17 protein-coding genes and 2 pseudogenes are annotated in these 23,340 nt (G+C 73.0%); 8 read left to right on the top strand and 11 right to left on the bottom strand.

Going from position 1 to position 23,340, the window contains the following annotated elements; all coding sequences use genetic code 11:
• The first annotated feature begins 12 nt into the window (after positions 1–12).
• The 3 genes from ACWC09_RS04685 to ACWC09_RS04695 all read left to right on the top strand — a co-directional run bounded on the left by ACWC09_RS04685 (position 13) and on the right by ACWC09_RS04695 (position 4,897).
• The gene (locus tag ACWC09_RS04685; protein WP_450848473.1) at positions 13–639 is read left to right on the top strand and encodes a YigZ family protein; all 627 of its coding nucleotides are present in this window, start codon (positions 13–15) and stop codon (positions 637–639) included.
• A gap of 107 nt (positions 640–746) precedes the next feature.
• A complete protein-coding gene (locus ACWC09_RS04690) occupies positions 747–1,910 on the top strand; it encodes an exonuclease SbcCD subunit D (protein ID WP_450848475.1) in 1,164 nt (387 codons plus the stop codon).
• Positions 1,907–4,897, top strand: coding sequence for an AAA family ATPase (locus ACWC09_RS04695; protein WP_450848476.1), 2,991 nt, complete (start codon positions 1,907–1,909; stop codon positions 4,895–4,897). The genes ACWC09_RS04690 and ACWC09_RS04695 overlap by 4 nt, the downstream gene beginning before the upstream one ends.
• Here the strand turns inward: ACWC09_RS04695 and ACWC09_RS04700 are convergent.
• The gene (locus ACWC09_RS04700) at positions 4,891–5,337 is read right to left on the bottom strand and encodes an Lrp/AsnC family transcriptional regulator (RefSeq protein WP_450848478.1); all 447 of its coding nucleotides are present in this window, start codon (positions 5,335–5,337) and stop codon (positions 4,891–4,893) included. The genes ACWC09_RS04695 and ACWC09_RS04700 overlap by 7 nt on opposite strands.
• Before the next feature lie 94 nt (positions 5,338–5,431).
• On the opposite strand from ACWC09_RS04700, the gene ACWC09_RS04705 reads away from it, so the two are divergent.
• Positions 5,432–5,908 (top strand): rhodanese-like domain-containing protein, encoded by a 477-nt coding sequence (locus ACWC09_RS04705; protein ID WP_450848480.1) that lies wholly within the window; start codon positions 5,432–5,434, stop codon positions 5,906–5,908.
• Positions 5,909–5,923: 15 nt separating this feature from the next.
• Here the strand turns inward: ACWC09_RS04705 and ACWC09_RS04710 are convergent, their stop codons facing one another.
• Positions 5,924–6,709 carry an ATP-grasp domain-containing protein gene (locus ACWC09_RS04710; RefSeq protein WP_450848482.1) on the bottom strand — a complete coding sequence of 262 codons (786 nt, stop codon included), beginning with the start codon at positions 6,707–6,709 and terminating at the stop codon, positions 5,924–5,926.
• Positions 6,710–6,787: 78 nt separating this feature from the next.
• Between ACWC09_RS04710 and ACWC09_RS04715 the strand changes: the two genes are divergently transcribed.
• Positions 6,788–7,306 (top strand): immunity 21 family protein, encoded by a 519-nt coding sequence (locus ACWC09_RS04715; RefSeq protein ID WP_450848484.1) that lies wholly within the window; start codon positions 6,788–6,790, stop codon positions 7,304–7,306.
• Between the two features lie 41 nt (positions 7,307–7,347).
• Positions 7,348–8,230, top strand: a pseudogene (locus ACWC09_RS04720) (SDR family oxidoreductase).
• 122 nt (positions 8,231–8,352) lie between these two features.
• Here the strand turns inward: ACWC09_RS04720 and ACWC09_RS04725 are convergent.
• Together ACWC09_RS04725 and ACWC09_RS04730 are read right to left on the bottom strand one after the other, a co-directional pair.
• Positions 8,353–10,044 carry a DUF885 domain-containing protein gene (locus tag ACWC09_RS04725; protein ID WP_450848486.1) on the bottom strand — a complete coding sequence of 564 codons (1,692 nt, stop codon included), beginning with the start codon at positions 10,042–10,044 and terminating at the stop codon, positions 8,353–8,355.
• Positions 10,045–10,076: 32 nt separating this feature from the next.
• Entirely contained in the window at positions 10,077–10,568 is a 492-nt protein-coding gene (locus tag ACWC09_RS04730; RefSeq protein WP_450848487.1) for an Lrp/AsnC family transcriptional regulator, read from the bottom strand.
• Positions 10,569–10,627: 59 nt separating this feature from the next.
• Between ACWC09_RS04730 and ACWC09_RS04735 the strand changes: the two genes are divergently transcribed.
• A complete protein-coding gene (locus tag ACWC09_RS04735; protein ID WP_450848489.1) occupies positions 10,628–11,848 on the top strand; it encodes a trans-sulfuration enzyme family protein in 1,221 nt (406 codons plus the stop codon).
• On the opposite strand, the gene ACWC09_RS04740 is transcribed toward ACWC09_RS04735, so the two are convergent.
• From ACWC09_RS04740 to pdxR, 5 genes are all read right to left on the bottom strand, one after another.
• Positions 11,829–13,136: a GNAT family N-acetyltransferase gene (locus ACWC09_RS04740; protein WP_450848491.1), complete on the bottom strand. Its 1,308-nt coding sequence runs from the start codon at positions 13,134–13,136 to the stop codon at positions 11,829–11,831. The two genes, ACWC09_RS04735 and ACWC09_RS04740, sit on opposite strands and share 20 nt — an antisense overlap.
• 101 nt (positions 13,137–13,237) lie before the next feature.
• Positions 13,238–15,877, bottom strand: coding sequence for a DUF7824 domain-containing protein (locus ACWC09_RS04745; RefSeq protein ID WP_450848493.1), 2,640 nt, complete (start codon positions 15,875–15,877; stop codon positions 13,238–13,240).
• Entirely contained in the window at positions 15,874–17,277 is a 1,404-nt protein-coding gene (locus tag ACWC09_RS04750) for an SWIM zinc finger family protein (protein WP_450848494.1), read from the bottom strand. Before ACWC09_RS04750 ends, ACWC09_RS04745 begins: the two co-directional genes overlap by 4 nt.
• A 141-nt stretch (positions 17,278–17,418) precedes the next feature.
• The gene (locus ACWC09_RS04755) at positions 17,419–19,002 is read right to left on the bottom strand and encodes an alkaline phosphatase D family protein (RefSeq protein WP_450848496.1); all 1,584 of its coding nucleotides are present in this window, start codon (positions 19,000–19,002) and stop codon (positions 17,419–17,421) included.
• Positions 19,003–19,188: 186 nt separating this feature from the next.
• On the bottom strand, positions 19,189–20,748 hold the full coding sequence (gene pdxR / locus ACWC09_RS04760; RefSeq protein ID WP_450848498.1) for a MocR-like pyridoxine biosynthesis transcription factor PdxR: 1,560 nt from the start codon (positions 20,746–20,748) through the stop codon (positions 19,189–19,191).
• A gap of 47 nt (positions 20,749–20,795) precedes the next feature.
• Between pdxR and ACWC09_RS04765 the strand changes: the two are divergent.
• Positions 20,796–21,581 (top strand): annotated as a pseudogene (locus ACWC09_RS04765) (EamA family transporter); the annotation flags it as partial.
• Between the two features lie 93 nt (positions 21,582–21,674).
• On the opposite strand, the gene ACWC09_RS04770 reads toward ACWC09_RS04765, so the two are convergent.
• Entirely contained in the window at positions 21,675–22,505 is an 831-nt protein-coding gene (locus ACWC09_RS04770) for an alpha/beta fold hydrolase (protein ID WP_450848499.1), read from the bottom strand.
• 109 nt (positions 22,506–22,614) lie between these two features.
• A complete protein-coding gene (locus ACWC09_RS04775) occupies positions 22,615–23,268 on the bottom strand; it encodes an NADPH-dependent F420 reductase (protein WP_450848501.1) in 654 nt (217 codons plus the stop codon).
• Positions 23,269–23,340 lie beyond the last annotated feature (72 nt).

The raw sequence follows: 23,340 nt of genomic DNA on the forward strand, positions 1-23,340 counted from the left end.
TAGGGTGGGCGAATGCAGGACGAGTACCGCACCGTCGCCCGCGCGGGCGTCCACGAGACCGAGGTCAACCGCTCCCGTTTCCTGTGCGCCGTCGCCCCGGCGGCCACCGAGCAGGAGGCCCAGGACTTCATCGCCGGCATCCGCAAGGAACACGCGGACGCCACGCACAACTGCTGGGCCTACGTCATCGGGGCCGACGCCTCCACCCAGAAGGCGAGCGACGACGGCGAACCGGGCGGCACCGCGGGCGTCCCCATGCTCCAGATGCTGCTGCGCCGCGACATGCGCTACGTCGTCGCCGTCGTCACCCGCTACTACGGCGGGGTCAAGCTCGGCGCGGGCGGCCTCATCCGGGCGTACGGCGGCGCGGTCGGCGAGGCCCTGGACACCCTCGGCACCCTCACCCGCCGCCGCTTCCGCCTCGCCACGGTGACCGTCGACCACCAGCGCGCCGGCAAGGTCCAGAACGACCTGCGGTCGACGGGACGCGAGGTGCGTGATGTGCGTTACGGCGAGGCGGTCACGATCGAGATCGGCCTGCCGGACGCCGATGTGACCACCTTCCGGGCCTGGTTGGCGGACGCGACGGCGGGAACGGCCGGGTTCGAACTGGGCGGAGAAGCCTACGGAGACGCATGACGTTCATCGCGAAACGGGCGTAACGGACTGGTGCGGGACGGCTCATGACGGGCCGATACGGGAGTAACCGCTCGTGATGTCAGACCCGGCCGTTAGGGTCGGGGATCATGAGGCTGCTGCACACGTCCGACTGGCACCTCGGCCGGGCGTTCCACCGGGTGAACATGCTCGGGGCCCAGGCCGGGTTCATCGGCCACCTCGTCACGACCGTGCGCGAGCGCGGTGTGGACGCGGTGGTCGTGTCGGGAGACGTGTACGACCGGGCGGTGCCGCCGCTGGCCGCGGTCGAGCTGTTCGACGACGCCCTGCACCGCCTCGCCGACCTCGGCGTGCCGACGGTGATGATCTCCGGGAACCACGACTCGGCCCGCCGACTGGGCGTCGGCGCCGGACTCATGGGTCGCGCGGGCATCCACCTGCGCACCGAGCCCTCGGCATGCGGCACGCCGGTGGTGCTGGCCGACGAGCACGGGGATGTCGCCTTCTACGGGCTGCCCTATCTCGAACCGGCCCTGGTCAAGGACCAGTTCGGCGTCGAGAAGGCCGGCCATGAGGCGGTGCTGGCCGCCGCCATGGAGCGCGTTCGCGCCGACCTCGCCACGCGCGCGCCGGGCACCCGGTCCGTCGTGCTCGCGCACGCCTTCGTCACCGGCGGCGAGGCCAGCGACAGCGAGCGGGACATCACGGTCGGCGGAGTGGCCGCCGTCCCCTCCGGCGTCTTCGACGGCGTCGACTACGCGGCGCTGGGGCATCTGCACGGCTGCCAGACCATCACCGAGCGCGTCCGCTACTCCGGCTCCCCGCTGCCGTACTCCTTCTCGGAGGCCGACCACCGCAAGACCATGTGGCTCGTCGACCTCGACGCCGAGGGTGCCGTCACCGCCGAGCGCGTCGACTGCCCGGTGCCGCGTGCACTGGCCCGCATCCGGGGGACCCTGGAGGACCTGCTCGCCGACCCCGGCCTCGCCCGGCACGAGGAGGCGTGGGTCGAGGCCACCCTCACCGACCCGGTCCGCCCGGCCGACCCCATGGCCCGCCTCACCGAGCGCTTCCCGCACACCCTCAGCCTCGCCTTCGACCCCGAGCGGGCACCGGACGACCCCGACGTGTCGTATGCCAGGCGGCTCGCGGGACGCAGCGACCAGGAGATTGCCGAGGACTTCGTCGCCCATGTGCGGGGCGCCGGGCCGGACGAGCGCGAACAGTCCGTGCTGCGGGACGCGTTCGACACGGTGCGCGCGGACGAGGCCGTGCGGGAGGTGGCGCGGTGAGGCTGCACCGGCTGGACATCACGGCCTTCGGGCCCTTCGGCGCCTCCCAGACCGTCGACTTCGACGCGCTGTCGGCGGCCGGGCTGTTCCTGCTGCACGGGCCGACCGGCGCGGGCAAGACGTCCGTCCTGGACGCCGTGTGCTACGCGCTCTACGGCACCGTCCCGGGCGCCCGCCAGAGCGGCCAGGGCCTCAGCCTGCGCAGCGACCACGCGGCGGTCGGCACGCGCACCGAGGTGAGGCTCGAACTGACCGTCGCCGGACGCCGGTTGGAGGTCACCCGGCAGCCGCCCTGGGAGCGCCCCAAGAAGCGCGGTTCGGGTACGACGCTGGAGAAGGCCCAGAGCCGGCTGCGCGAGTACGACGCCACGGCCGCCGTCTGGAAGGACCTCAGCCGCTCGCATCAGGAGATCGGTGAGGAGATCACCCAGCTGCTCGGGATGAGCCGCGAGCAGTTCTGCCAGGTCGTGCTCCTGCCCCAGGGCGACTTCGCGCGCTTCCTGCGCGCCGACGCCGAGGCCCGCGGCAAGCTGTTGGGCCGCCTCTTCGACACCCACCGCTTCGCGGAGGTCGAGAAGCGCCTCGCCGAGCGGCGACGGGCCGCAGAGGCCCAGGTGCGCGAGGGCGACGCGACCCTGCTGGCCGACGCGCACCGTATGCAGCAGGCGTCGGACGGTGCCATGGAGCTGCCGGAGTTGGCACCGGGGGAGCCGGGCCTGGCCGAGGCCGTCATCGGCGCGGCGGCGATCGCCCGCAGCACGGCCCGCGAACAACTGACGATCGCCCACTGCCGCCTCACGGCCATGGAGTCGGCTCAGGCGGCGGCCGAGCGAGCCCTGGGCGAGACACGCGAACTGGCCCGCCTTCAGGAGCGGTTCGCGGAGGCGCGAAGGCGTGCCGGACTGCTTGAGGAACGAGCCGACGCCCACCGGGAGGCGCAGGCCCGCATGGAGCGGGCACGCAAGGCGGAGGCGGTGGCCCCCGCGGTGGAACTGAGGGAGGCCGCGGAGGCGGAGCATCGGCGGGCGGCCACCGCCGAGGCGCGTGCGCGTGCCCTCCTGCCCGAGACGTTCACTTCCGCCGGCGCCGCCGGCCTCGCCGCCGCCGCGCGCCGGGCCGCCGAGGAACTCGGGGGGCTGGAGTCCGCCCGGCGCGGCGAGCAGCGGGTGGTTCAACTGGTCGGGGAGCGGTCCGACCTGGATCGGCAGGAGCGGGCCGACCAGGACGTGCTCCAGGAGGCCGAGGCATGGCTCGCCGGGTGGGACGAGATTCGGGCCGCGCTTCAGGGGAGCATCGAGTCCGCCCAGGACGCGGCCACCCGCGCCGAGCAGCTCGGTGTGCAGCGTGAGCCGGCGCAACGGCGGCTCGGGGCAGCTCGTCAGCGCGACCAGTTCGGCCGCGACACCGACGAGGCCCACGCGCGCGTGCTCGCCGCCCGCGAACGGTCCACCGAGGCCCGCGCCCACTGGCTCGACCTCAAGGAACAGCGCCTGAACGGCATCGCCGCCGAACTGGCCGCGAACCTCACCGACGGCGAGCCCTGCGCCGTCTGCGGAGCCACCGAACACCCCGCCCCGGCCCGCAAGGTCGCCGGCCACGTCGACCGCGAGACCGAGGAGCGTGCCCTCGCCGCCTACCAGCGCGCCGACGAGCAGCGCGCCGAGGAGGAGCGGCGCCTGGGCGTCGTACGGGAAGCGCTGGCCGCCGCCACCGCCGAGGCCGGAGACACGCCCACGGCCCGACTCGCCGAAGAGGTCGAGGAGTTGGAGCGGCTGTACGGGCGGGCCCGCGCCGCCGCCTCCGAGCTGCACCCGGCGAGCGAGCAGCTGCGGCGCGCAGAGCAGGAGCACGATCGGCGGACCACCGTACGACAGGAGGCAGCGGTCCGGGCCGCCGCCCGTGTGGGCCACCGCGACCGCCTCGACCGCGAACGGGCTGCTCTGGAGGAGGAGTTGGCCCAGGCGCGCGGCACCGCCGACAGTGTCGCCGCCCGCGCCGCCCAGCTGGAGCGCCAGGTCTCCCTCCTGACCGACGCCGCCGACACCGCTCGCGTCGCCGAGGACACCGCCCAGCGCCTCAAGGACGCCGACGCCCGCCTCGCCGACGCCGCGTTCCGGGCCGGCTTCGACACCCCGCAGGCCGCGGCCGTCGCCCTCCTCGACGACACCGCCCACCGCGAGCTCCAACGGCGCCTGGACGCCTGGCAGTCCGAGGAGGCCGCCGTACGTGCCGTGCTCGCCGAGGAGGAGACCGCGGCCGCCGCCCAGCAGCCGCCCGCCGACCTCACCGGCGCCCAACGGACGGCCACCGCGGCGGCCCAGCGTCTGCGCGACGCCGCCTCCACCCGCGACGCGGCGGCCCGGCGCTGCACCGAGCTCGACCGGCTCTCCGCCCGCTCGGCCGACGGCGTCCGGCGGCTGGCGCCCCTGCGCGAGGAGTACGACCGCGTGGCCCGTCTGGCCTCCCTCGCCGCGGGCACCTCGGCGGACAACGAGCGCAAGATGCGCCTGGAGTCGTACGTGCTCGCTGCCCGCCTCGAACAGGTCGCCGCCGCCGCGACCGTACGGCTGCAGCGCATGTCGTCCGGCCGCTACACCCTGCTCCACTCCGACGACCGCTCCGGACGCGGCCGCAGCGGCCTCGGACTCCATGTCGTCGACGCGTGGACCGGCCGCGAGCGCGACACGGCGACCCTGTCCGGCGGTGAGACCTTCTTCGCCTCCCTCGCGCTGGCCCTCGGCCTCGCCGATGTCGTCACCGACGAGGCGGGTGGCGTCCGCCTGGACACGCTCTTCATCGACGAGGGCTTCGGCAGCCTCGACGACCAGACCCTCGACGAGGTCCTCGACGTGCTCGACTCCCTGCGCGAGCGCGACCGCAGCGTCGGCATCGTCAGCCATGTAGCCGACCTGAGACGGCGCATCCACGCCCAGCTGGAGGTCGTGAAGGGCAGATCGGGATCGACGGTCCGGCAGCGAGGTCAGTGACCGAGCGGGCGCCTGGGCAGCGGCGACGAGTAGACGACACTCGTGGTCACCGAGCCGAGCGCCCCGATCTTCCCCGACACCTCCTCCAGGTGCCGCATGGAACGGGCGGTGACCTTGATGACGAAGCAGTCGTCGCCCGTGACGTGGTGCGCCTCCAGGATCTCGGGCGTCACCGCGACCAGGTCGTGGAACGGCTTGTAGTTGCCGTTGGGATACCTGAGCCGCACGAACGCGAGGATCGGCAGCCCCAGCCGCTCGGGGTCCACGACGGCGGCGTACCCCTGGATGACACCCGCCTCCTCCAGTCGCCGCACCCGCTCGGTGACCGCGCTCGGCGACATGGAGACGGCCCGGGCCAGCTCGGCGAAGCTGGCCCGGCCCTCCCGCTGGAGGACATCGAGAATGCGCCAGTCGGTGGCGTCCGGGGAAAACGCGGTCATGCCCGAGGAATAGCAGGGGAATCCCCGGCCGATCAAGAGGATGCCCGGGGAACCTCACTTCAGTAGGTTCGACGGCAGGCATAGATTTTCGAACATGATCTCCGACACCGTGCACCCCGTGCTCCGCGTCGCCCCCGCCGCCCCGGCCGAGGCCGCCGCCTACTTCCGGGCCTGCCTCGTCTTCCACGCCGACGCCTCCGACGTGGCCGCCGCGCTCGCGGCCGGCGGCGACCCCGGGTTCGTCGTGCTGGACTCCCGGTCGACCGAGTCCTGGGACCAGGGCCACATCCCCGGCGCAATCCACCTGCCGACCGCCCTGATCCCCGAACAGGCCGAGCGACTCCTCGACAAGACCGTGCCGGTCGTCACCTACTGCTGGGGCCCCGGCTGCAACGGCGCCACCCGTGCAGCGCTCGCCCTCGCCGAACTCGGCTACCAGGTCAAGGAGATGCTCGGCGGCTTCGAGTACTGGGCGCGCGAGGGCTTCGCGTACGAGACCTGGGAGGGTCCCGGGCGCCGCACCGCCGACCCGCTCACCGCGCCGGTGGACGCGCAGGACTGCGGCTGCTGACGCGCCGACGCCCGCTCAGTCCCGTAGCACCTCCGGAACCGGCCGCAGAAAGCGACGGTCGGCCGGCGTGAACCCCGAGGCCGGGCCCGCCGCCCGCAGCACCACGTCCAGCGCGGCATCCGCGTCGCACGCGTAATGCCCGCTGGCCCAGGCTGCGTTGGCCTCGACGACCGCCCACCCGGCGCCGTCGATCGGACCGACGTCCACCACGATCGCACTCGGCACCTCCGAAGCCGCCAACTGCCCGGCGAACGCCAGCACTTCGTCACGACGCGGGTCCTCCGTCAGCGGGGCGACATCGAGCGCACCCCGCGTCGCGTACCGGCTGCCGGTGCGGACCTCGCCGTCGAGGAGGAACAACCGGTACTCGACGGCGAACGCCACGATGTCGCTGACCAGCACCGCCTCGGTGTCGTCGACCGCGTCCGGGCCGGGCAGGCCGCTGCCGTCCGGGTAGACGCGGGCGGGGAAGCTCTTGTCGTTCGGCGGTTTCACGAAGGCCGGCCGCCGCAGCTGCCGCGCCTCAGCGATCGTGGTGAACTCGACGTCCCTGCACGTGAGTTCGTACGGAAGCCGGGCGAGCCAGTCCTCCGGCGCCTCCAACAGCCCGAGTCCCAGGCCCCCGGCGACCGTGTCCGCGAAGAGGGGGCCGGCGTAGAGCGACGCGTTCCCGCTCCACCGCGCGGGCAACCGCCAGTCGCGCAGGGTCTCGACACGCATGGCGCGACGCCGCGCCGCGTGGGCCAGGGCCAGGCCCGTCGCGGTGACGCGCGGGGAGAGAAAGAGGGTCCGGCTGCTCATGGGTGTCGAGGGTGGCGGATGAGGAGGGTTGGGGACCAGCGAATGTGCGCGACGGCTGTGCGTGTAGGTTCTTGCGTCATGGTGCGATACGCGGATCCCGGTGCGCTGGAGTGGGTCGAGTCGGGCGGCGGCCCTCTCATAGCGGTGCCGGAGACGGTCCTGCCGTTCTGGGCGGGGGCCGACGGCGAGGAGACGGCCTCGGACTACGACCGTGCCTGCGAGGTCGACGGAGTCGTCGGCCTGCTCCCGGTCGGGGACTCGTCGGCACTGGTCCTGGGCGACGAACCCGCCTCCACCGCCTACCTGCCGGAACACTCCACCTTCGTACGGTGGTGTGCCGCGAGCTCCGAGGACGAGCTCCTGGCCGGTGTCCCGGTCGCCCTCGCCACCGCCGACTGGGAGAACGAGGTCCGCTGGGACGTGCCGGGCGCGGTCGTGCTGTTCGACTCGGCCTGGCCCGGCAACGACACGGAGCGGACGGACTGCCTGAAAGTCGTACTCGAACCGGGGAGTTACGCGGTGCGGGCGGCCAACGTGCAGCCGGGGCCGGAGACTTGGCTGGGACTCGTGCAGCTGCGGCGGGTCGAGCACGGATAATCGTGTGCGGTGTACGGCCGTGATCACCATCATGGTCGTCCATGCCCCGACGCCCGCACCCCGCCCCCGAAGACCTGCGCCGCGCCCCCCTGCCCCTGCGCGGCCGAACCGCCCTCGTCACAGGGGCGAGCAGACGCGCCGGCATCGGGCACGCCGTCGCCCGGCGGCTGGCCGCGTACGGTGCGAGCGTCTACCTCCATCACCATGGGCCGCACGATGCCGCGATGCCTTGGGGTGCCGACCGGCCCGAGGCGGTGACGGCCTCCGTGCGCACGGCACTTGGCGATCCGGACGCCCGGGTCCTGGCGGGCCCGGCCGACCTCACCGAGCCGTCCGCGCCCGCCGATCTGATCGCGAGGGCCGCCTCCGCACTCGGCGGCCGGCTCGACATCCTCGTCGCCAACCACGCCCTCAGCGGCAGCGACGGCACCCTCGACGAAATCGACGCAGATGGGGGTGCCCCCGCGCGAGCTCTGTTCGAGCGTGGGGGAGCTCGACGCGCACTGGGCCGTCGACACCCGCTCGGTGCTGCTCCTCGTCCAGGCCTACGCCCGACTGCGCGCCCAGCTCCCGCCGCGCACCCCCGGCGGACGCGTCGTGATGATGACCTCCGGTCAGGACATCGCCGGCGGCATGCCGACCGAGATCGCCTACGCCCTCCAGAAGGGCGCCCTCGCCTCGATCACCCGCTCCCTGTCGACCACGCTCGCCGAACGAGCGATCACGGTCAACACGGTCAACCCGGGTCCCGTGGACACGGATTACGCGACCGGCGAGTTCTACGACCAGATCGCCGCACGCTTCCCCGCCGGTCACTGGGGCATGCCCGACGACCCGGCCCGTCTCATCGCGTGGCTCGCCACGGACGAGGCGGACTGGATCACCGGGGAGGTCATCAACTCGGAGGGCGGCTTCCGGCGTTGAGCCCGCGCCTCAATCGGCAAGGCGCCTTTCGGAATTGACCCGGTGCGTCAACTCAAGGGGCGGCGCCGGGCGTCGACCCTGTGCGTCAACGCGCGAGCCAGGCTCCCGGCGTTGCCCCCGCGTCACAACTGCGCCAGCTCGTCCACCAGGTCGTCCAGGCCCAGCGAGCCCTGTGAAAGGGCCGCCATGTGCCAGGACTTGAGGTCGAAGGCGTCGCCCTGCCGCTCGCGGGCCTTCTCGCGGCCGAGCAGCCAGGCGCGCTCGCCCAGCTTGTAGCCGATGGCCTGGCCCGGCATCGAGAGGTAGCGGGTCAGCTCGCTATCCACGAAGTCCGCCGGCCGACTGCTGTGCGCGCCGAAGAACTCCTGTGCCAGCGCGGGCGTCCAGCGTTCCCCGGGGTGGAAGGGGGAGTCGTCCGGGATCGTCAGCTCCAGGTGCATGCCGATGTCGATGATGACCCGGGCGGCCCGCATCATCTGCGCGTCCAGATAGCCCAGTCGGCGCTCGGGGTCGGTGAGGAAACCCAGCTCGTCCATCAGCCGCTCGGCGTACAGTGCCCAGCCCTCCGCGTTGGCGCTGACCATGCCGACGCCCGCCTGGTAGCGGGAGAGGTTGTCGGCGATGTGCTTCCACTGGGCCAGCTGGAGGTGGTGGCCCGGCACGCCCTCGTGGTACCAGGTGGAGACCAGGTCGTAGACGGGGAAGCGGGTCTGGCCCATGGTCGGCAGCCAGGTGCAGCCCGGGCGGGTGAAGTCGTCCGAGGGGGGCGTGTAGTACGGCGCCGCCGCGCTGCCGGGAGGCGCGATCCGGGACTCGACGCGTCGTACCCGCTCGGCCAGGTCGAAGTGGGTGCCGTCGAGCTTCTCGATCGCCTCGTCCATCAGGGCCTGCAGCCAGCGCTGCACCTCGTCGACGCCCTCGATGTGCGTGCCCTGCTCGTCCAGGTGGGCCAGGGCCACCCACGGCGTGGCCGCGCCGGGCAGGATCTTCTCCGCCTCGGTCCTCATCTCGCCGAGCAGCCGGTGGTACTCGGACCAGCCGTACGCGTACGCCTCGTCCAGGTCGAGGTCCGTACCGTTGAAGTAGCGCACCCAGCGGGCGTACCGCTCACGCCCCACCACGTTCGGGGCGCCCTCGATCGACGGCGCGTAGACGTCCCGCACCCAGTCGCGCAGCACGAGCACCGCCTCGTCGGCCGAACGGGCCGCCGCGTCCAGCTCGGACCTCAGCGCCTCGGGCCCGGTGGCCGCGTACTGCCCGAACCAGCCGTGCCCCGCACCGTCCGCGTCGGCCCACTGACCGAGCTGCTCGACGAAGGTGGCGGTGGCGCGCGGCCCGCCGTACAGCTTCCGCTCCAGGCCCAGGGCCAGCGACTCCCGGTAGCCCTCCAGCGCGGCCGGCACCGCCCGCAGCCGCTCGGCGATCGCCGCCCAGTCCTCCTCCGACTGGGCCGGCGTCACCGTGAACACCTGGCGCACCGCATGGGCGGGCGAGCTCAGATTGCTGACGGCGCGCAGTCCTTCGTCGGCCTCGTGCACGGCGAGCGACGCGCTGAGCCGCTCGCGCAGCAGGCGCGCGCACCGGCGCTCGATGTCGTTGTCCGCGCCGGGCAGCCGCTCCGCGTCCGCCAGCCGGACCAGCGTTCGGCGCGACAGCTCCGCGAGCGCCTCCTCACCCGCGGGCGACGTGTCGGGCAACCTGCTCGAACTCTCCCTCACGCCGAGGAAGGTGCCGGTGATCGGGTCGAGGGCGACGAGCTCGTCGACATAGGCGTCGGCGACCTCGCGGGGCAGCGGGCTCTTGATCTCAGACATACGGCCATCCTCGTACGACGGCCCGCCACACGTCACCCCGATGGGGCCGAGGACACCGGCGGAAGCAGCGGTCCGCACTCCCACTGCTGGAAGATCAACCGGGTCTCCACCCGGGCCACTTCACGGTGCGCCGTGAACTCGTCGAGCACCAGCCGCTGCAGATCGGCCATGTCCGCGACCGCCACATGCACGAGATAGTCGTCCGGTCCGGTGAGATGGAAGACGGTACGGGACTCCGGCAGCGCCCGGATCCGCTCCACGAACGGCCCCACCAACTCGCGCCGATGCGGCCTGACCTGCACGGACAGCAGCGCCTCGAGCCCCCGGCCGAGCTTGGCCGGATCGAGCCGCAGCTGATGCCCGAGGATCACCCCCGACCGTCGCAGCCGGGTCACCCGGTCAAGACACGTCGACGGCGCGACCCCGACCAGCGCGGCGAGGTCGCGATACGTCATCCGGGCGTCGTTCTGCAACAGCCGCAACAGATGGAGATCCACCGGGTCCAGTACGACAGATTCAGCCATTCGCCGAACGTAGCACGGTGCTCGGCCGCTGAGTCCCGTTGGTTGTTCACCCTTCCCGCATGGACTCCACGAGAGCTCTGGCCACCGAGGCCGTGCACGCCGGCCGCGACGACCTCGCCCGGCAGGGACTGCACGCCCCGCCCATCGACCTGTCGACCACCTACCCCTCGTACGACAGCCGCGCCGAGGCCGCCCGCATCGACGCCTTCGCCACCACCGGCGCCGAACCCGAGGGCCCGCCCGTCTACGGCCGCCTCGGCAACCCCACCGTCGCCCGCTTCGAGACCGCCCTGGCCCGCCTGGAGGGCACCGAATCCGCGGTCGCCTTCGCCAGCGGGATGGCCGCACTGAGCGCGGTCCTTCTCGTACGGGCCTCACTGGGCCTGCGCCATGTCGTCGCCGTGCGCCCCCTGTACGGCTGCAGCGACCACCTGCTCACCGCCGGCCTGCTCGGCTCCGAGGTGACCTGGACCGACCCGGCCGGCATCACGGACGCCCTGCGTCCGGACACCGGTCTGGTCATGGTCGAGTCCCCGGCCAACCCGACCCTCGCGGAGATCGACCTGCGAGCGGCGGCCCACGACTGTGGCTCGATCCCGCTCCTCGCGGACAACACCTTCGCCACCCCGGTCCTCCAACGCCCCGCCTCGCTGGGCGCCCGCCTGGTACTGCACAGCGCGACCAAGTACCTCGGCGGCCACGGAGACGTGATGGCGGGCGTGGTCGCCTGCGACGAGGAGTTCGCCGGGCAGCTGCGGCAGATCCGCTTCGCCACCGGCGGCGTACTGCACCCCCTGGCCGGCTACCTGCTCCTGCGCGGCCTCGCGACCCTGCCGGTGCGGGTGAAGGCCGCCTCCGCGAACGCGGCCGAACTCGCCCGCCGCCTCGCCGCCGACCCACGCGTCACCCGCGTCCACTACCCCCGCATCGGAGGCGCGATGATCGCCTTCGAGGTGGCAGGCGACCCACACGAGGTCATCGCCGCGGTCCGCCTGATCACCCCGGCGGTCAGCCTGGGCAGCGTGGACACACTCATCCAACACCCGGCGTCGATCAGCCACCGCATCGTGGACGCGGAGGACAGACGCGACGCCGGGGTGGGCGACCGACTGCTACGACTTTCGGTGGGCCTTGAGGACGTCGAGGACCTGTGGGCGGATCTCGATCAATCGCTGGGCGCGGGGCCGCATCAGTTTGCGGCTCCGCCGCGGGGCGCGACCAGCCACAGCTCACCCGCACTCGCAGGCGATTCCCCAGCCCCTACGGCGCTTCGGCGTTGACAACTCCCACGGCGCCCTCCTGAAGCCCCGCGTCCACACCCAGCCGAGCCGTGATCACCAGGGTCCCCTCCTCGACCTGATAGTCGAGGGGGAGCCCCAACCTCCGCATCGCCGCGACCATCCCCGTGTTGGACGCCTGCGTCACGGCATACACACTCTCGCACCCCGCCTCGACAGCCATCCCCACCAGCCGCCGCAACAACTCCCCACCGATCCCGCGCCCCTGCCACTTGTCCTCGACAAGCAACGCGACCTCGGTCTCGTCGCCGTCCCAGAGCAGATGCCCGAGCCCGACGACCCGCCCCGACACGGTCTGCACCGCGAGCGTCCGTCCGAAGCGCGGACTGAGCAGATGGTTCAGATAGCGGTCCGCGTCCCCGACCGGCCCGTGATACCGCATCCCCAGCGTCCGCGCCGAGCACCGCTCGTGCATCTCCCGCGCGGCCTCCAGGTCGCGCGGGTCGGCCCGCCGCACCGTGATCTCGTTGCCCTCGGGCAGCGTCAGCACGTCCCGGCCGTGCGGTACCCGGGGACCGAGCCTCGCGTCCAGCTCGACCAGCGCCCGTGCCCGGGCGAACTCGGTCGGGGTGAACGGCAGATACGGCCGCTCCACGGTGATCACTCCACCTTCCGGCGCCCGCAGACGCATCACGGTGTCCTCCAGAACTCCCTCCACCGGCACGCCCTCCGGGCCCCGGCCGCCGCCGACCGGCGTACCCGGCAGCTGGCGGATGGTGCACCGGCCGAGCAACTGCCGCAGCGCCAGCGGCAGTTCCGCCGCGTCCAGGGCGGTGCGGGCGGCCAGCCCCAGCACCCGGGTCGGCGCGTCCACCAGGTCGTGGGCGTCGGCCCGCTCGATCCAGGTGTCGGCACCGCCCGCCTGCGAGACCACCCGGGTGAGCTCGGAGGCCATGAGCTCACCCGGAGCCCGCAGCAGGAACTCGTCCACCGTGCCCTCGGCCAGCGGATGCGTCTGTAGGCTCAGGATGTCGACCCGCCGCCCGGCGAGCGCCGTGCACAGCGCGGCCAGCGACCCCGGTTCGTCCCTCACCGTCGTCCGCATCCGCCACAGCGCGCTCACGGCGGGCACGCCCTCCGGAGCCGACGACGACTCGGACGGCCCGGCCTGCTGCCCGTGCGGCAGTGGCCGGGCATCGGTATCACCGGCCGGCGGCGCATGACCGTGGCGGCGTGACCACCATGTCTGGAACACCGTGGCGACTCCGGCGAGGTTCTTCCGCCACTGCTGCACGGGACGGCCGTGCGCCTCTCGCGTCACATCAGACATTTCTCGACTCATGCAGCCACTGTGAAGGAAAGGTGTTGCGTGATCACGAACGCTTTGTGACTGATCGGTAAAGCGTGCTTATGCTCCTTTTGTTGATTTTTCTATTGCTGTGTCAGTGCGCTGTGCAGTCGACGGGCCTGTGTCACCAGGCGGGAGGAGCCGCGCCGGTCCGCCGTCTGCGCCAGATGGGGTATCTCGCCGCGCGCCCCGGACCGCTCGGCGCACTCCGCGGCCACCGCCAGCAACTCCCCGAGCCCGCGGGCCGACGCTCCCGTGCCGCCGGTCGCGAACTCCGCGAGCGGCACGGGCAGGGTGTGCCGCAGCATCTCCCAGATGGTGGCGTTGGCCCCCGTGGCCGCCGCGGTCCGCGCCGACTCCGCCAGCCGCGACGGCTTCACGGCCCCACGCCGGACCAACTGCCCGAGATCCGCGCCCAGGAGTGCCGAGTCGAGCTGCCCCCGCGCCGCCAGCGTCAGCAGCGCGTCCACGGCGGCGAGCCGGTCCTCCGGATGCCGGGCCCCGAGCCCGTACGCCACGCAGAGGTGCACGGCCTCGCCCGCCTCGCCGCCGGACTCGGCGAGGTGGGGAAGGACGGCGGCGGCGCCCCGGTCGTCGTCCACGGCGGTGGCGGACAGGTCCCACACGAGGCGGACGGCGACCAGCTCGCGCTGCTCGGGGAGCAGAGCCAGCCAGTGCTGTCGTATCTCGTCGCTCCAGTGGTAGCAGTACCGACGCTCGCCGAACACGCCGGACGGGCGGCCCAGCGGCCGGAACTCGGCGGGGAAGTCCTGCTGCAGATGCGGGAGTTCCCCGAACTCGACCAGGATGCGGGTCCCGGAGGTCCGCCGTTGGGACGTCGGCAGGGCCGGGGCCTCGGAGGTGAGCCACTGGGCCAGCCTTGTCGCTTCCGGGGTGCCGAGGGCCGTGGCACGCTCGGCGGCGGCCACGGCGGTGGCACGGTCACCGCGCCGTACCCGCAGCAGCGCCTGCGCGAAGTCGGTCGCCGCGATCCGTGCGCCCAGTTGCCGGTACGCGGTGAGGCGGTCCACCAGTTCGTCCGGCTCCAGGAGCCCTGTGCTCCAGGTGGGGGTCGACAGCAGGAACGGGAGCGGGTCCGTGCGCATCCGGTACGCCACTTCCCACACGCGGATGTCGAAGGCCCGGGCGAGGGCGCTGTGCAGACAGTCGCGGGCCGTGGTCCCGTGCTGGACATAGGCGTGGAGCGTCTCGGTGCGCACTCTGCCGCGCAGCGTCGCGAGGAGGAGGTCCAGGCCGTCCGCCGCGTTGAACACGCTGCGGTCGTACGGGCTGACCCCGAGGCGGTGCTCGGTGTCGACGCTGTCCCACCAGCGGATCGTCTGCACGGGCTCCAGGGCCTCCAGCAGAGCGTCGCGGTTGTGGTGGGCGTGGCGCACCAGGCCGTCCAGCGTCCGCTCGAACGCCGCCACACCGGGCTCGGAGGCGAGCGCCGCCCCCACCTCCTCGGCGACTTCGATCGCCGTTGCCGGCGCCGGGGCCAGGCGTGCCGGCCTGGGTGCGGGAGGCAGGACCTCCTGGTACGCGCCGGGCTCGGGGACGAGGGGCGCGGTGCCCAGCACCTCGGCCGCGCGTACCTGCAGCCCGGGGATCAACTGCTCTGCGGCGACAGCCAGTTCGGCCCGAGCCCCGGCATCGGTGAGCTTCTTGAGATGCCGCTCGACCAGCTTGAGCGCCCGCTCCTGCACCTCCGAGTCCTCGTGCCCGAAGGCCTGCGCCACCGCGGGCAGCAGCTCGTCGGCCGTGCTCGCATCCCGGGCGAGCACCTTGCCGAGCAGGACGAGCTGCGCGCGCACCAGCTTCTTCTCGGTGCGGAACAGCACCGCGGTCGACATGTCCTCCAGGTGGCGCGTCGTCAGTTCGCCGTCGAGGGCCAGGGCCGCCAGCACGGACTGGGCGTACGAGGCGACGGGGGAGACCGAGTCGGCGGCCAGGGCCAGCCAGTCGGGGATCCGCTCCCGCTGCTCGACCCTGGTGAGGTCGATCAGCTTCAACAGCCGTAGAAACACCCGGTTTTCCGTGGTGGTCCCACCCCGCAGCAGACGCGCCACACAGGCGTCGACCATCACCTTGCGTTCGAGGACGCCCTCGGAGGTGAGTCGGACCAGCGCCCCCGTCCAGCTGTCCGGTCCGTCGCCGTGGGGCCATTCGAGCAGGCTGCCGATGTCGTTGGTCTCGAAGAGCGCGGCCACCAGCTGCGGCAGATGCGGGTCCTGGCGCATACGGTCGAGCAGCGTGCCGCGCTGGTGGGTCCAGGTGATGTGCCCCACCCAGCCCCGCACATACGCGTCCGTGGCCGGCACCGGGCACCCCGACAGCCTGACCAGACCGGCCATCAGGTCGTACGGCACCCCGGACGTGGCCGGGCGCTGTGCGAGGCGGTCCGTCAGGTCGGCGAGCCACTCCGGGGCACGGTCGCCGAGGAGGCGCAGCAGGAGCGCGGGCGAGGTCTGCGACCAGCGCATGTCGGCCGCGGCGATCCAGGCGGCGACGGCCGCCGCGCCGGTCTGGCAGGCGACCCCGGCCACGAACAGGGGGGAGTAGGCGCGGCGCGCGTCCGCCTCCCAGGGAGCCGCCCGCAGCTCCTTGCGGAGTGCCTTCAACTCGGGGAACACAGAACGCCGTTCGGTGTCCGTCATCTCGTCGAGCAGGCCGACCACCTCGGGCGTCCGCCCCGCCCGTACCGCATCCATCAGCACGCTCATCGCACATCCCCGCCGACTCGAACCGTCTCCCGCTCCATCACGGCGCCCCGCCGCACCATCCGCACCGCCAGCGCGTGCTTGCACGGCCCGCGTCCGCCCCGGTACCTCGCCCACCAGAGGCAACTGCAACTGAGGACCCCCGCCTCGTCCCGCACCCGGTGCACATGACCGTCCTCGGCCGTCACCGTCCCGATCGCGCCGTCCAGGGCGACGGCGCCCGCGGCCACCAGGGCCCGGGCCGAGCGCAGCCTGGGGTTGTGGCGCTCCACACGCTCGGCGTCGTAGGGCAGTTCGCGGTGGAAGTAGGCCGCCTCCGCGGTGTCATACCCGACGCGCCCCGAGGTGCCCAGGCGGACCAGGGCCGCCCGGACCCGCTCCGCCGTGAGCCCGGAAGAGGCGGCGAGGTCGGCGATGTCGACGCGGGGCTCCCAGGCGAGGAGCACCGAGACGAGCTCCGCGTCCTCGGCGGCCTCGTCCGTGGCCAGCGCGTCGAGGACGCCTCCCTCACCGGAGAAGCCGCGCGAGGCGTCGGGCGAGAGGGTGAGCGTGAGCCGCATGCCCGGCAGGACGGCCTCCCAGGCGCTCGCCGTGGAGTCGGCGCCGGTGACCGCGGGGCCGTAGACCCGTAGGGCCGTGGCGTGACGCAGCACTCGCTGAAGGGAGATCAGCCGCTCCGGGCCGGGCAGGCACACCGCGCCCGGCACCGCCCGCGTGGTCGGGCGCAGGCCACGGCCCGCCGGCACCACCCACCGCGGACCGGGCTGCGCGCCCCGCCCACCCCCGCGGGGCAGGGCGCGCAGGAACCGTACGGCCTCGGCGGCGGGCAGTTCGGCCCGCAGGTCGAAGTCCGCCGCGATGACCTGGGACTCCGCGAACCCGCGCAGCCAGCGGTCGGGCAGTGGCACCTTCTTCTCCACGACCGGACCGTCGAGCGTGGTCACCGCCAACTCCTCCGGGCCGACCCGCAGATGGAGCGGGTCGTCCGAACCGATACGGGAGAGCGCCTCACGCAGCGGGTTGTTGACGTCGACGTTGGTCGTCCCGTGTCCCACCTCGTCGCCGTCCAGGCCCGCCGCCAGCACGTCCAGGCGGGCGTACACCCCGCCGCAGCCCGAGAAGGACTCGAAGCGCAGCCGGTCGCCGTTGCCCGTCACCACCGGGTCCAACGAGGCGCGCAGCTGGCGCTGGTAGTAGCGCGCGGCGGCCACGTCCGCCACCGCCAGCAGCCCTGCCGAGGCCACCTGAGGAGACGTCAGGAAGCCTGCGAAGAAACGGGGATGGTCCGCCACACCGGTGGGCGTCGCACCCCGCGAGGTCTCGAGTCCCAGGCGCCGCCCGCCCGCCGACGACTCCAGCACGGAGGGTCGGCGATAGGCCACGGCCTGCAAAGATCGCGTCATGGAAAAACCGTAGAGGCGACCACTGACAATCGGTCCTGACCTGTGAGAACACCGTACGGCCGGGCCGGTTCGGGGACACGGGACGGGGCCGCGCGCCGGGGGATGACGCCGGTGCGCGGCCCTGCTTCGAGGGTACGGGAGTTACTGGCCGACCCGGCCCGGCTGCAGTGTCCGCGTGAACAGCACCGTGCCGTCGTACTCGCGCAGACGGACGGTCAGCTCGCCGCTGTCGCCGTCGATGTCGACCTCGCCGAAGAACTGGTAGCCGTCGGCGGGCGACACGTTCGAGGCGGTCGGCGCCTTGACGAACACCCGGTCGGGGCCGAACGTGCCGTCGAGCGCGTTGGCGGGGAAGGCGCCGGCGTTGAGTGGGCCGGAGACGAACTCCCAGAACGGCTCGAAGTCCTTGAACGCGGCCCGCGACGGGTCGTAGTGCTGGGCCGAGGTGTGGTGGACGTCCGCCGTCAGCCACACCGTGCCGGTGATCCTCCGGTGCTTGATGAACCGGAGCAGCTCGGCGATCTGCAGCTCACGGCCGAGCGGCGCGCCCGGGTCGCCCTGGGCGACGGCCTCGAAGTCCGGCTTGCCCTCCACCGGGTCGGGCACGACCAGCCCGAGCGGCATGTCGTTGGCGATCACCTTCCACACCGCGCGGGACTTGGCGAGCTCACGCTTGAGCCACTCCAGCTGCTCGCGGCCGAGGATGCCCACCGGGTCCGTGGTCTGGTCGTCCGGGGAGTTGGGGTTGCGGTAGGTCCGCATGTCGAGCACGAACACGTCCAGCAGCGGACCGTGGTTGACGACGCGGTAGATCCGGCCGTCCGGGCGCCCGCTGATCGTGGAGATCGGGAAGTACTCCGAGAAGGCCTGCCGCGAGCGCACCGCCAGGTCGTCGAGCCTGGTGCCGGCCGGGTAGGGGGTGCCAGTACCGATGACCTCGCCCGGGTACCAGTTGTTGCGGACCTCGTGGTCGTCCCACTGGATGATGTTCGGTACCCGGGCGTTGAAGCGCCGCAGCGCCGCGTCGAGCAGGTTGTAGCGGAAGTTGCCCCGGTAGTCGTCGAGGGTGGTCGCGACGTGCGACTTCTCCTCGGTGGTGATGCTGCGGTAGACGCTGCCGTCGGGCAGCGTGGCGGTGGCGGAGATGGGGCCGTCGGCGTAGATGTTGTCGCCGCTGCACAGGAAGAAGTCGGGGTCGACCTTCGCCATGGCGTCGAAGATGCGGTAGCCGCCGATCGACTCGTTGATGCCCCAGCCCTGTCCCGCCAGGTCGCCGGACCACACGAACCTCACGTCCTTGCGCCGCTTCACGGGTGCGGTGCGGAAGGTGCCGCTCACCGGCTCGCCGGTACGACGAGGGTCGTCGGGATCGGCGAGCAGCACGCGGTAGTGGATCTGCTCGCCCGCGGGCAGCCCACGCAGCCGGGTCGTGCCGGTGAAGTCCGAGTCCGAGCCGAGCAGCGGACCGTGCCATCTGCGCGGGTTGCGGAACGACTCGGTCGCCGACGTCTCGACGATCATCCGGGCCGGACGGTCGGAACGCACCCACACCAGCCCGGAGTCGGGGGTCACGTCTCCCGCCTGCACACCCCAGCTCGCCTTGGGACGCCCGGAGAGAGCGAACGCCGGTGCGGCGCCGAGCGCGGTGGGCAGGGTCAGGGCCGCCGAAGCGGCGAGGGAGCCGCGCAGGACGCTGCGGCGGCCGGGGAACGGACGGTGTGACATCGATGCGCCTCCAGGGACGGGATCCGGCCAGTGTGCGATGCCACAACTACTGGTGCGCCGCAGCGCACACGGAAACCACAAGTGAACAACTGACCGCAGGGGCGGGGGGACCGGCGCGCGACACGGGCGACCCCGGAGGCGCACGGGATCAGCCATACGCCGATTCCCGTCCCCGACGCCCTGTGTTCACACGGCGGTTGCCTCGGCCATCAGCCGTACGCCGGACCTGATGCGCGTGGGCGACAGATGCGCGTACCCGAGGACCAGCCGCACCCCATCGCTCCCGACCTGCCCGGCGCGCGCGTGCGTGTACTCCGTCAGCGGGCGCACCGCCACACCGGCGGCGGCCACGCGCGCGAGGAAACGCTCCTCGGGACCGTAGAGGGGCGGGAGCTCGGCGATGACGTGCAGTCCCGCGGCGATCCCGGTCACCTCCGAACCGGGGAAGTGCACCTCCAGCGCCGCCACGAGCGTGTCCCGCCGCTCACGGTACGCGCGCTGGCAGCGGCGCAGTTGGCGGTCGTAGTCGCCGCGCTCCACGAAGCGGCCGAACAGTGCCTGGTCCAGGGCGGGATGGCCGAGATCCATGGTCCGTTTGCGCTCGACGACCTCCTCGGCCATCGACTCCGGCACAAGCAGCCAGCCGAGCCGGAGCCCCGGTGCGAGCGACTTGCTGACCGAGCCCGCATAGGCCACGTGTTCCGGGTCGAGCCCCTGGAGCGCGCCCACAGGAGCGCGGTCGTAGCGGAAGTCGCCGTCGTAGTCGTCCTCCAGGACGAGCCCGTCCACGGACCGCGCCCAGTCGAGCAGTTCGGCGCGACGGCGGGCCGAGTACGCGATGCCGGTGGGGAACTGATGGGACGGCGTGGTCACCACGGCCCGTACGCCCGACTGCCGCAGCGGGGCGAGGAGGAGTCCCTCGTCGTCCATGGGCACGGGCACCGTGGTGACGCCGGCCGAGGCGTACAAGGTGTCGTGCTGGGGGCTGCCGGGGTCCTCCACACCGATCGTGCGCACCCCGCGCGCGTGGAGCACGAATCCGAGCAGCGCCGTCGCCTGCGCCACCCCGGAGACGACGACGATCCGCTCCGGGTCCGCCACCACACCCCGCCGGCGCGTCAGCAGCTCCGCCAGCGCGGTACGCAGCCGGGGCAGTCCGCGCGGGTCGGGATAGCCGAGGTCCTGGTGGGGCAGCTCCGCCAGCACTCCGCGCTGTGCGGCGGCCCACGCGGTGCGCGGGAACAGCGACAGGTCCGGCGTCCCGGCCACGAAGTCGGCGGCGGTACCGGGGGAGCGCGGGGCGAGGTCACGCGCGCGGGGACGGGCGGCCCGCACGGAGCCGCCCACCCAGGTGCCGGCGCCCCGCCCGCTGCGCAGATACCCCTCCGCCGTCAACTGCTCGTACGCCTCGGTGATCAACCCTCGCGACACACCGAGGTCGGCCGCGAGATCCCGGCTCGACGGCAGCCTGGTGTCCGGTGCCAGCCGCCCCGACCGCACCGCCTCCCTCAGCGCCGCCTGCAACGAGCGACCACGCGTGCGTGCCGGCGCCGACACGGCGGGCAGGAGCAGCTCCCAGGCGGCGGAGGCCAGTTGCCGTTCCGGACGGGGCGGTGCCGACGCCCCGGCGGATCCTGCGGGCTCGTGGGGGCCGATCGCCGCGCCCGTCCCGGGCTCGTCGTCCGGGTGGCTCTCCGCCTCACCGGTCCGCACCCGCCCCTCCGGATTGGTCCCTGATGGCCTCATGGAAGTGGACCTTAAACCGGACCGGCCCACTGCCTAGCGTCGCCGCCATGAACGCCATCACTCGCGGAGCCCTTCTCGCCGCGCTCGCCGGTGTCCTCGTCGGAGGGTCCTTCACCGCGAACAGCGTGCTGGGCCATTACCCGTACGCCGGGGGCCAGTTCCTGCGCTACGGCCTCGCATGCCTTCTGCTTCTCCCGCTGGTCGGCACAGGAGCGGCGGCCCGGCTTCGGACGCTCGCGCCCCGTCAGTGGGCCCGCCTGGCCCTTCTCGCCGCCGTCGGCATGGTCGGCTTCAACCTGGCGGTGATCGCCGCCGAGCGCACCGCGGAACCAGCGGTGCCCGGCGTCTTCGTGGGCTGCGCGCCCGTGGTCGTGGCCGTCGTGGTCCCGCTGGTGGCGGGGCGCAGGCCCCGACGCACCGTCCTGTACGGGGCGTTCCTCGTCGCGGGCGGCGCCTTCACGGTCCAGGGATGGGGGCGTACGGACGGCACCGGGATCGCCTTCTCCGCATGCGCGCTGGTCGGCGAGGTCGGGTTCGCCGTGCTCGCCGTGCCCGTACTGCGCCCCCTGGGACCCCGGCTGCTGTCCGCCACGGTGTGCGGCATCGCGGCGGTCGAGTCGGCGGCCGCCGGTCCGCTCCTCGACGGCACGGCGTGGCTGCGGCGCCCCGACGGCACCGAGGCCGCCGCGCTGCTGTGGCAGGCGGCGGTCGTCACCGTCGTCGGATTCGTGTGCTGGTACATGGGCATGCAGCGGATCGGCGCCGAGCGCGCCACGCTCTTCTCCGGGCTCATCCCGGTCGCCGCCGCCTGCACCGCCCCGTTCGTCGGAACGGGCTCCTACGGGCCCGCGCAGGCCGTCGGAAGCGCCCTCGTGGGCGCCGGAGTCGCTCTCGGCTCCGGCGCGTTGAACCACGGGTCCGGTGCGTCAGCGGCTGCCGTCGAGGATGACGCGGGCGACCAGCGCCGGGTCGTCGTTCATCGGGCAGTGACCGCAGCCGGGCAGCCGCACCAGACGGGCCCGCGGGATGATCTGCTTGGCGCGCACTCCCTGGCGGCGCACGAGCAGCATGTCCCGGGTGCCCCAGGCCACCGTCACGGGGAGGCCGGGGATGTCGTCCCGGAACTGGACGGCGGCGCCCGCCCGGAGCGTCGCGTCGAACCCGGTGGCCTGCGCGAGGGCCAGCGTCTCGGCGACCACGGCGTCGGGTGAACGGCGGCCGGGGCGGGCGTAGATGGTGCTCGTCAGCATGGTGCGGCCGGCCGCCGAGCGCGAGAGCTGCTGCACCAGCGGCAGCGGGAGCCGCTGCGAGATCCGACGCATGGCGAGCAGGACGCCGAAGGCGTAGCGCCGCTCGGCCTCCGACCAGAACCCGGCCGGGGACAGGGCGGTGACGGACCGTACGAGCTTCTCCCGACCCAGCTCCAGGGCGAGCAGCCCGCCCAGGGAGTTGCCCGCCACATGCGGTCGGTCGAGCTCCAGTGCCTCGCAGAACGCCCCGAACACGGCCGTCGTCGTGGGCAGGTCGTACGCCAGTCCGTCGGGCAGCCCCGGGGACGCGCCGAAGCCGGGCAGGTCCACGGTGATCACGTCGCGCTCGGTCGCGAGGATGTCCACCACCGGGTCCCAGGCCTGCCGGTGGTGACCGATGCCGTGCAGCAGGAGCAGCGGCTCACCGCTGCCCACGCGCGCGTAGTCGACGGTCACGGGCTGTGGGCCGCGTGGAGAGGGGACCTTGAAGGAGACGGTGGCGGACATGGGGGTGCTCCTCGTTTGGGGCTCGCTGACGGACGCCGTGTAGACAGCTTGTCAGCAATTGCTACCGACGGGTAGCCCCTGTGTCCGGGACCTCGCGGCCGTACCGCTCTCAACGCGCCCTGCGCACCTCCAGGTTGAACTCCCCGTGCCCGAACTTCCGGAACAGGTCCAGCCATAGCGGCAGCGCCATCTCCACGCCGCGTGCCGAGCGGATGCCGCCCAGGTCGAGCACCCGGTGCGGCGGCCATCCGAACTCGCCGAGCAGGGCGGTGACCTGCTCCTTGGCCGCCGCGTCCTCCCCGCAGACGAAGATCTGGTGCTCGCCCGGCACCAGCGAGGGCTCCACCATCACCTTGCAGTTGACGGTGTTGAGGGACTTCACCACGCGCGCGTGCGGGAACGCCCGCTGGATCTGCTCGCCCACGCTGTCCGACTCGACGGGGTCGAGCCGCAGCTCCCCCTCCTCGAACGCGAGAGGGTTGGACACGTCGACGACGACCTTGCCGTCGAGATTCGCCGCCCCGGCCGCTTCCAGCGCGGCCAGCGCCACCCGCCCGCCCACGGCGACCACGACCACCTCGGCCGCTGCGGCCGCCTCCTCGAACGTGCCGGCCCGCGCGCCCGCTCCGGTGTCGCGCGCCCACTCCAGGGCGGCCGGATTGTCCTTGGTGCGGGAGCCCAGCGTCACCTCGTGGCCCAGTTCCGACAACTTCGTGCCGAGAGTGCGTCCGACGTCGCCCGTGCCCAGAACCGCGTACCGCATGGCCACCTCCGCCATTCCGCCCGCCGACCACCGGCGGTCCCCGGGTCATTCTGCTCTGGAACACGCGGATTT

The organism is Streptomyces sp. NPDC001617, assembly GCF_053596855.1.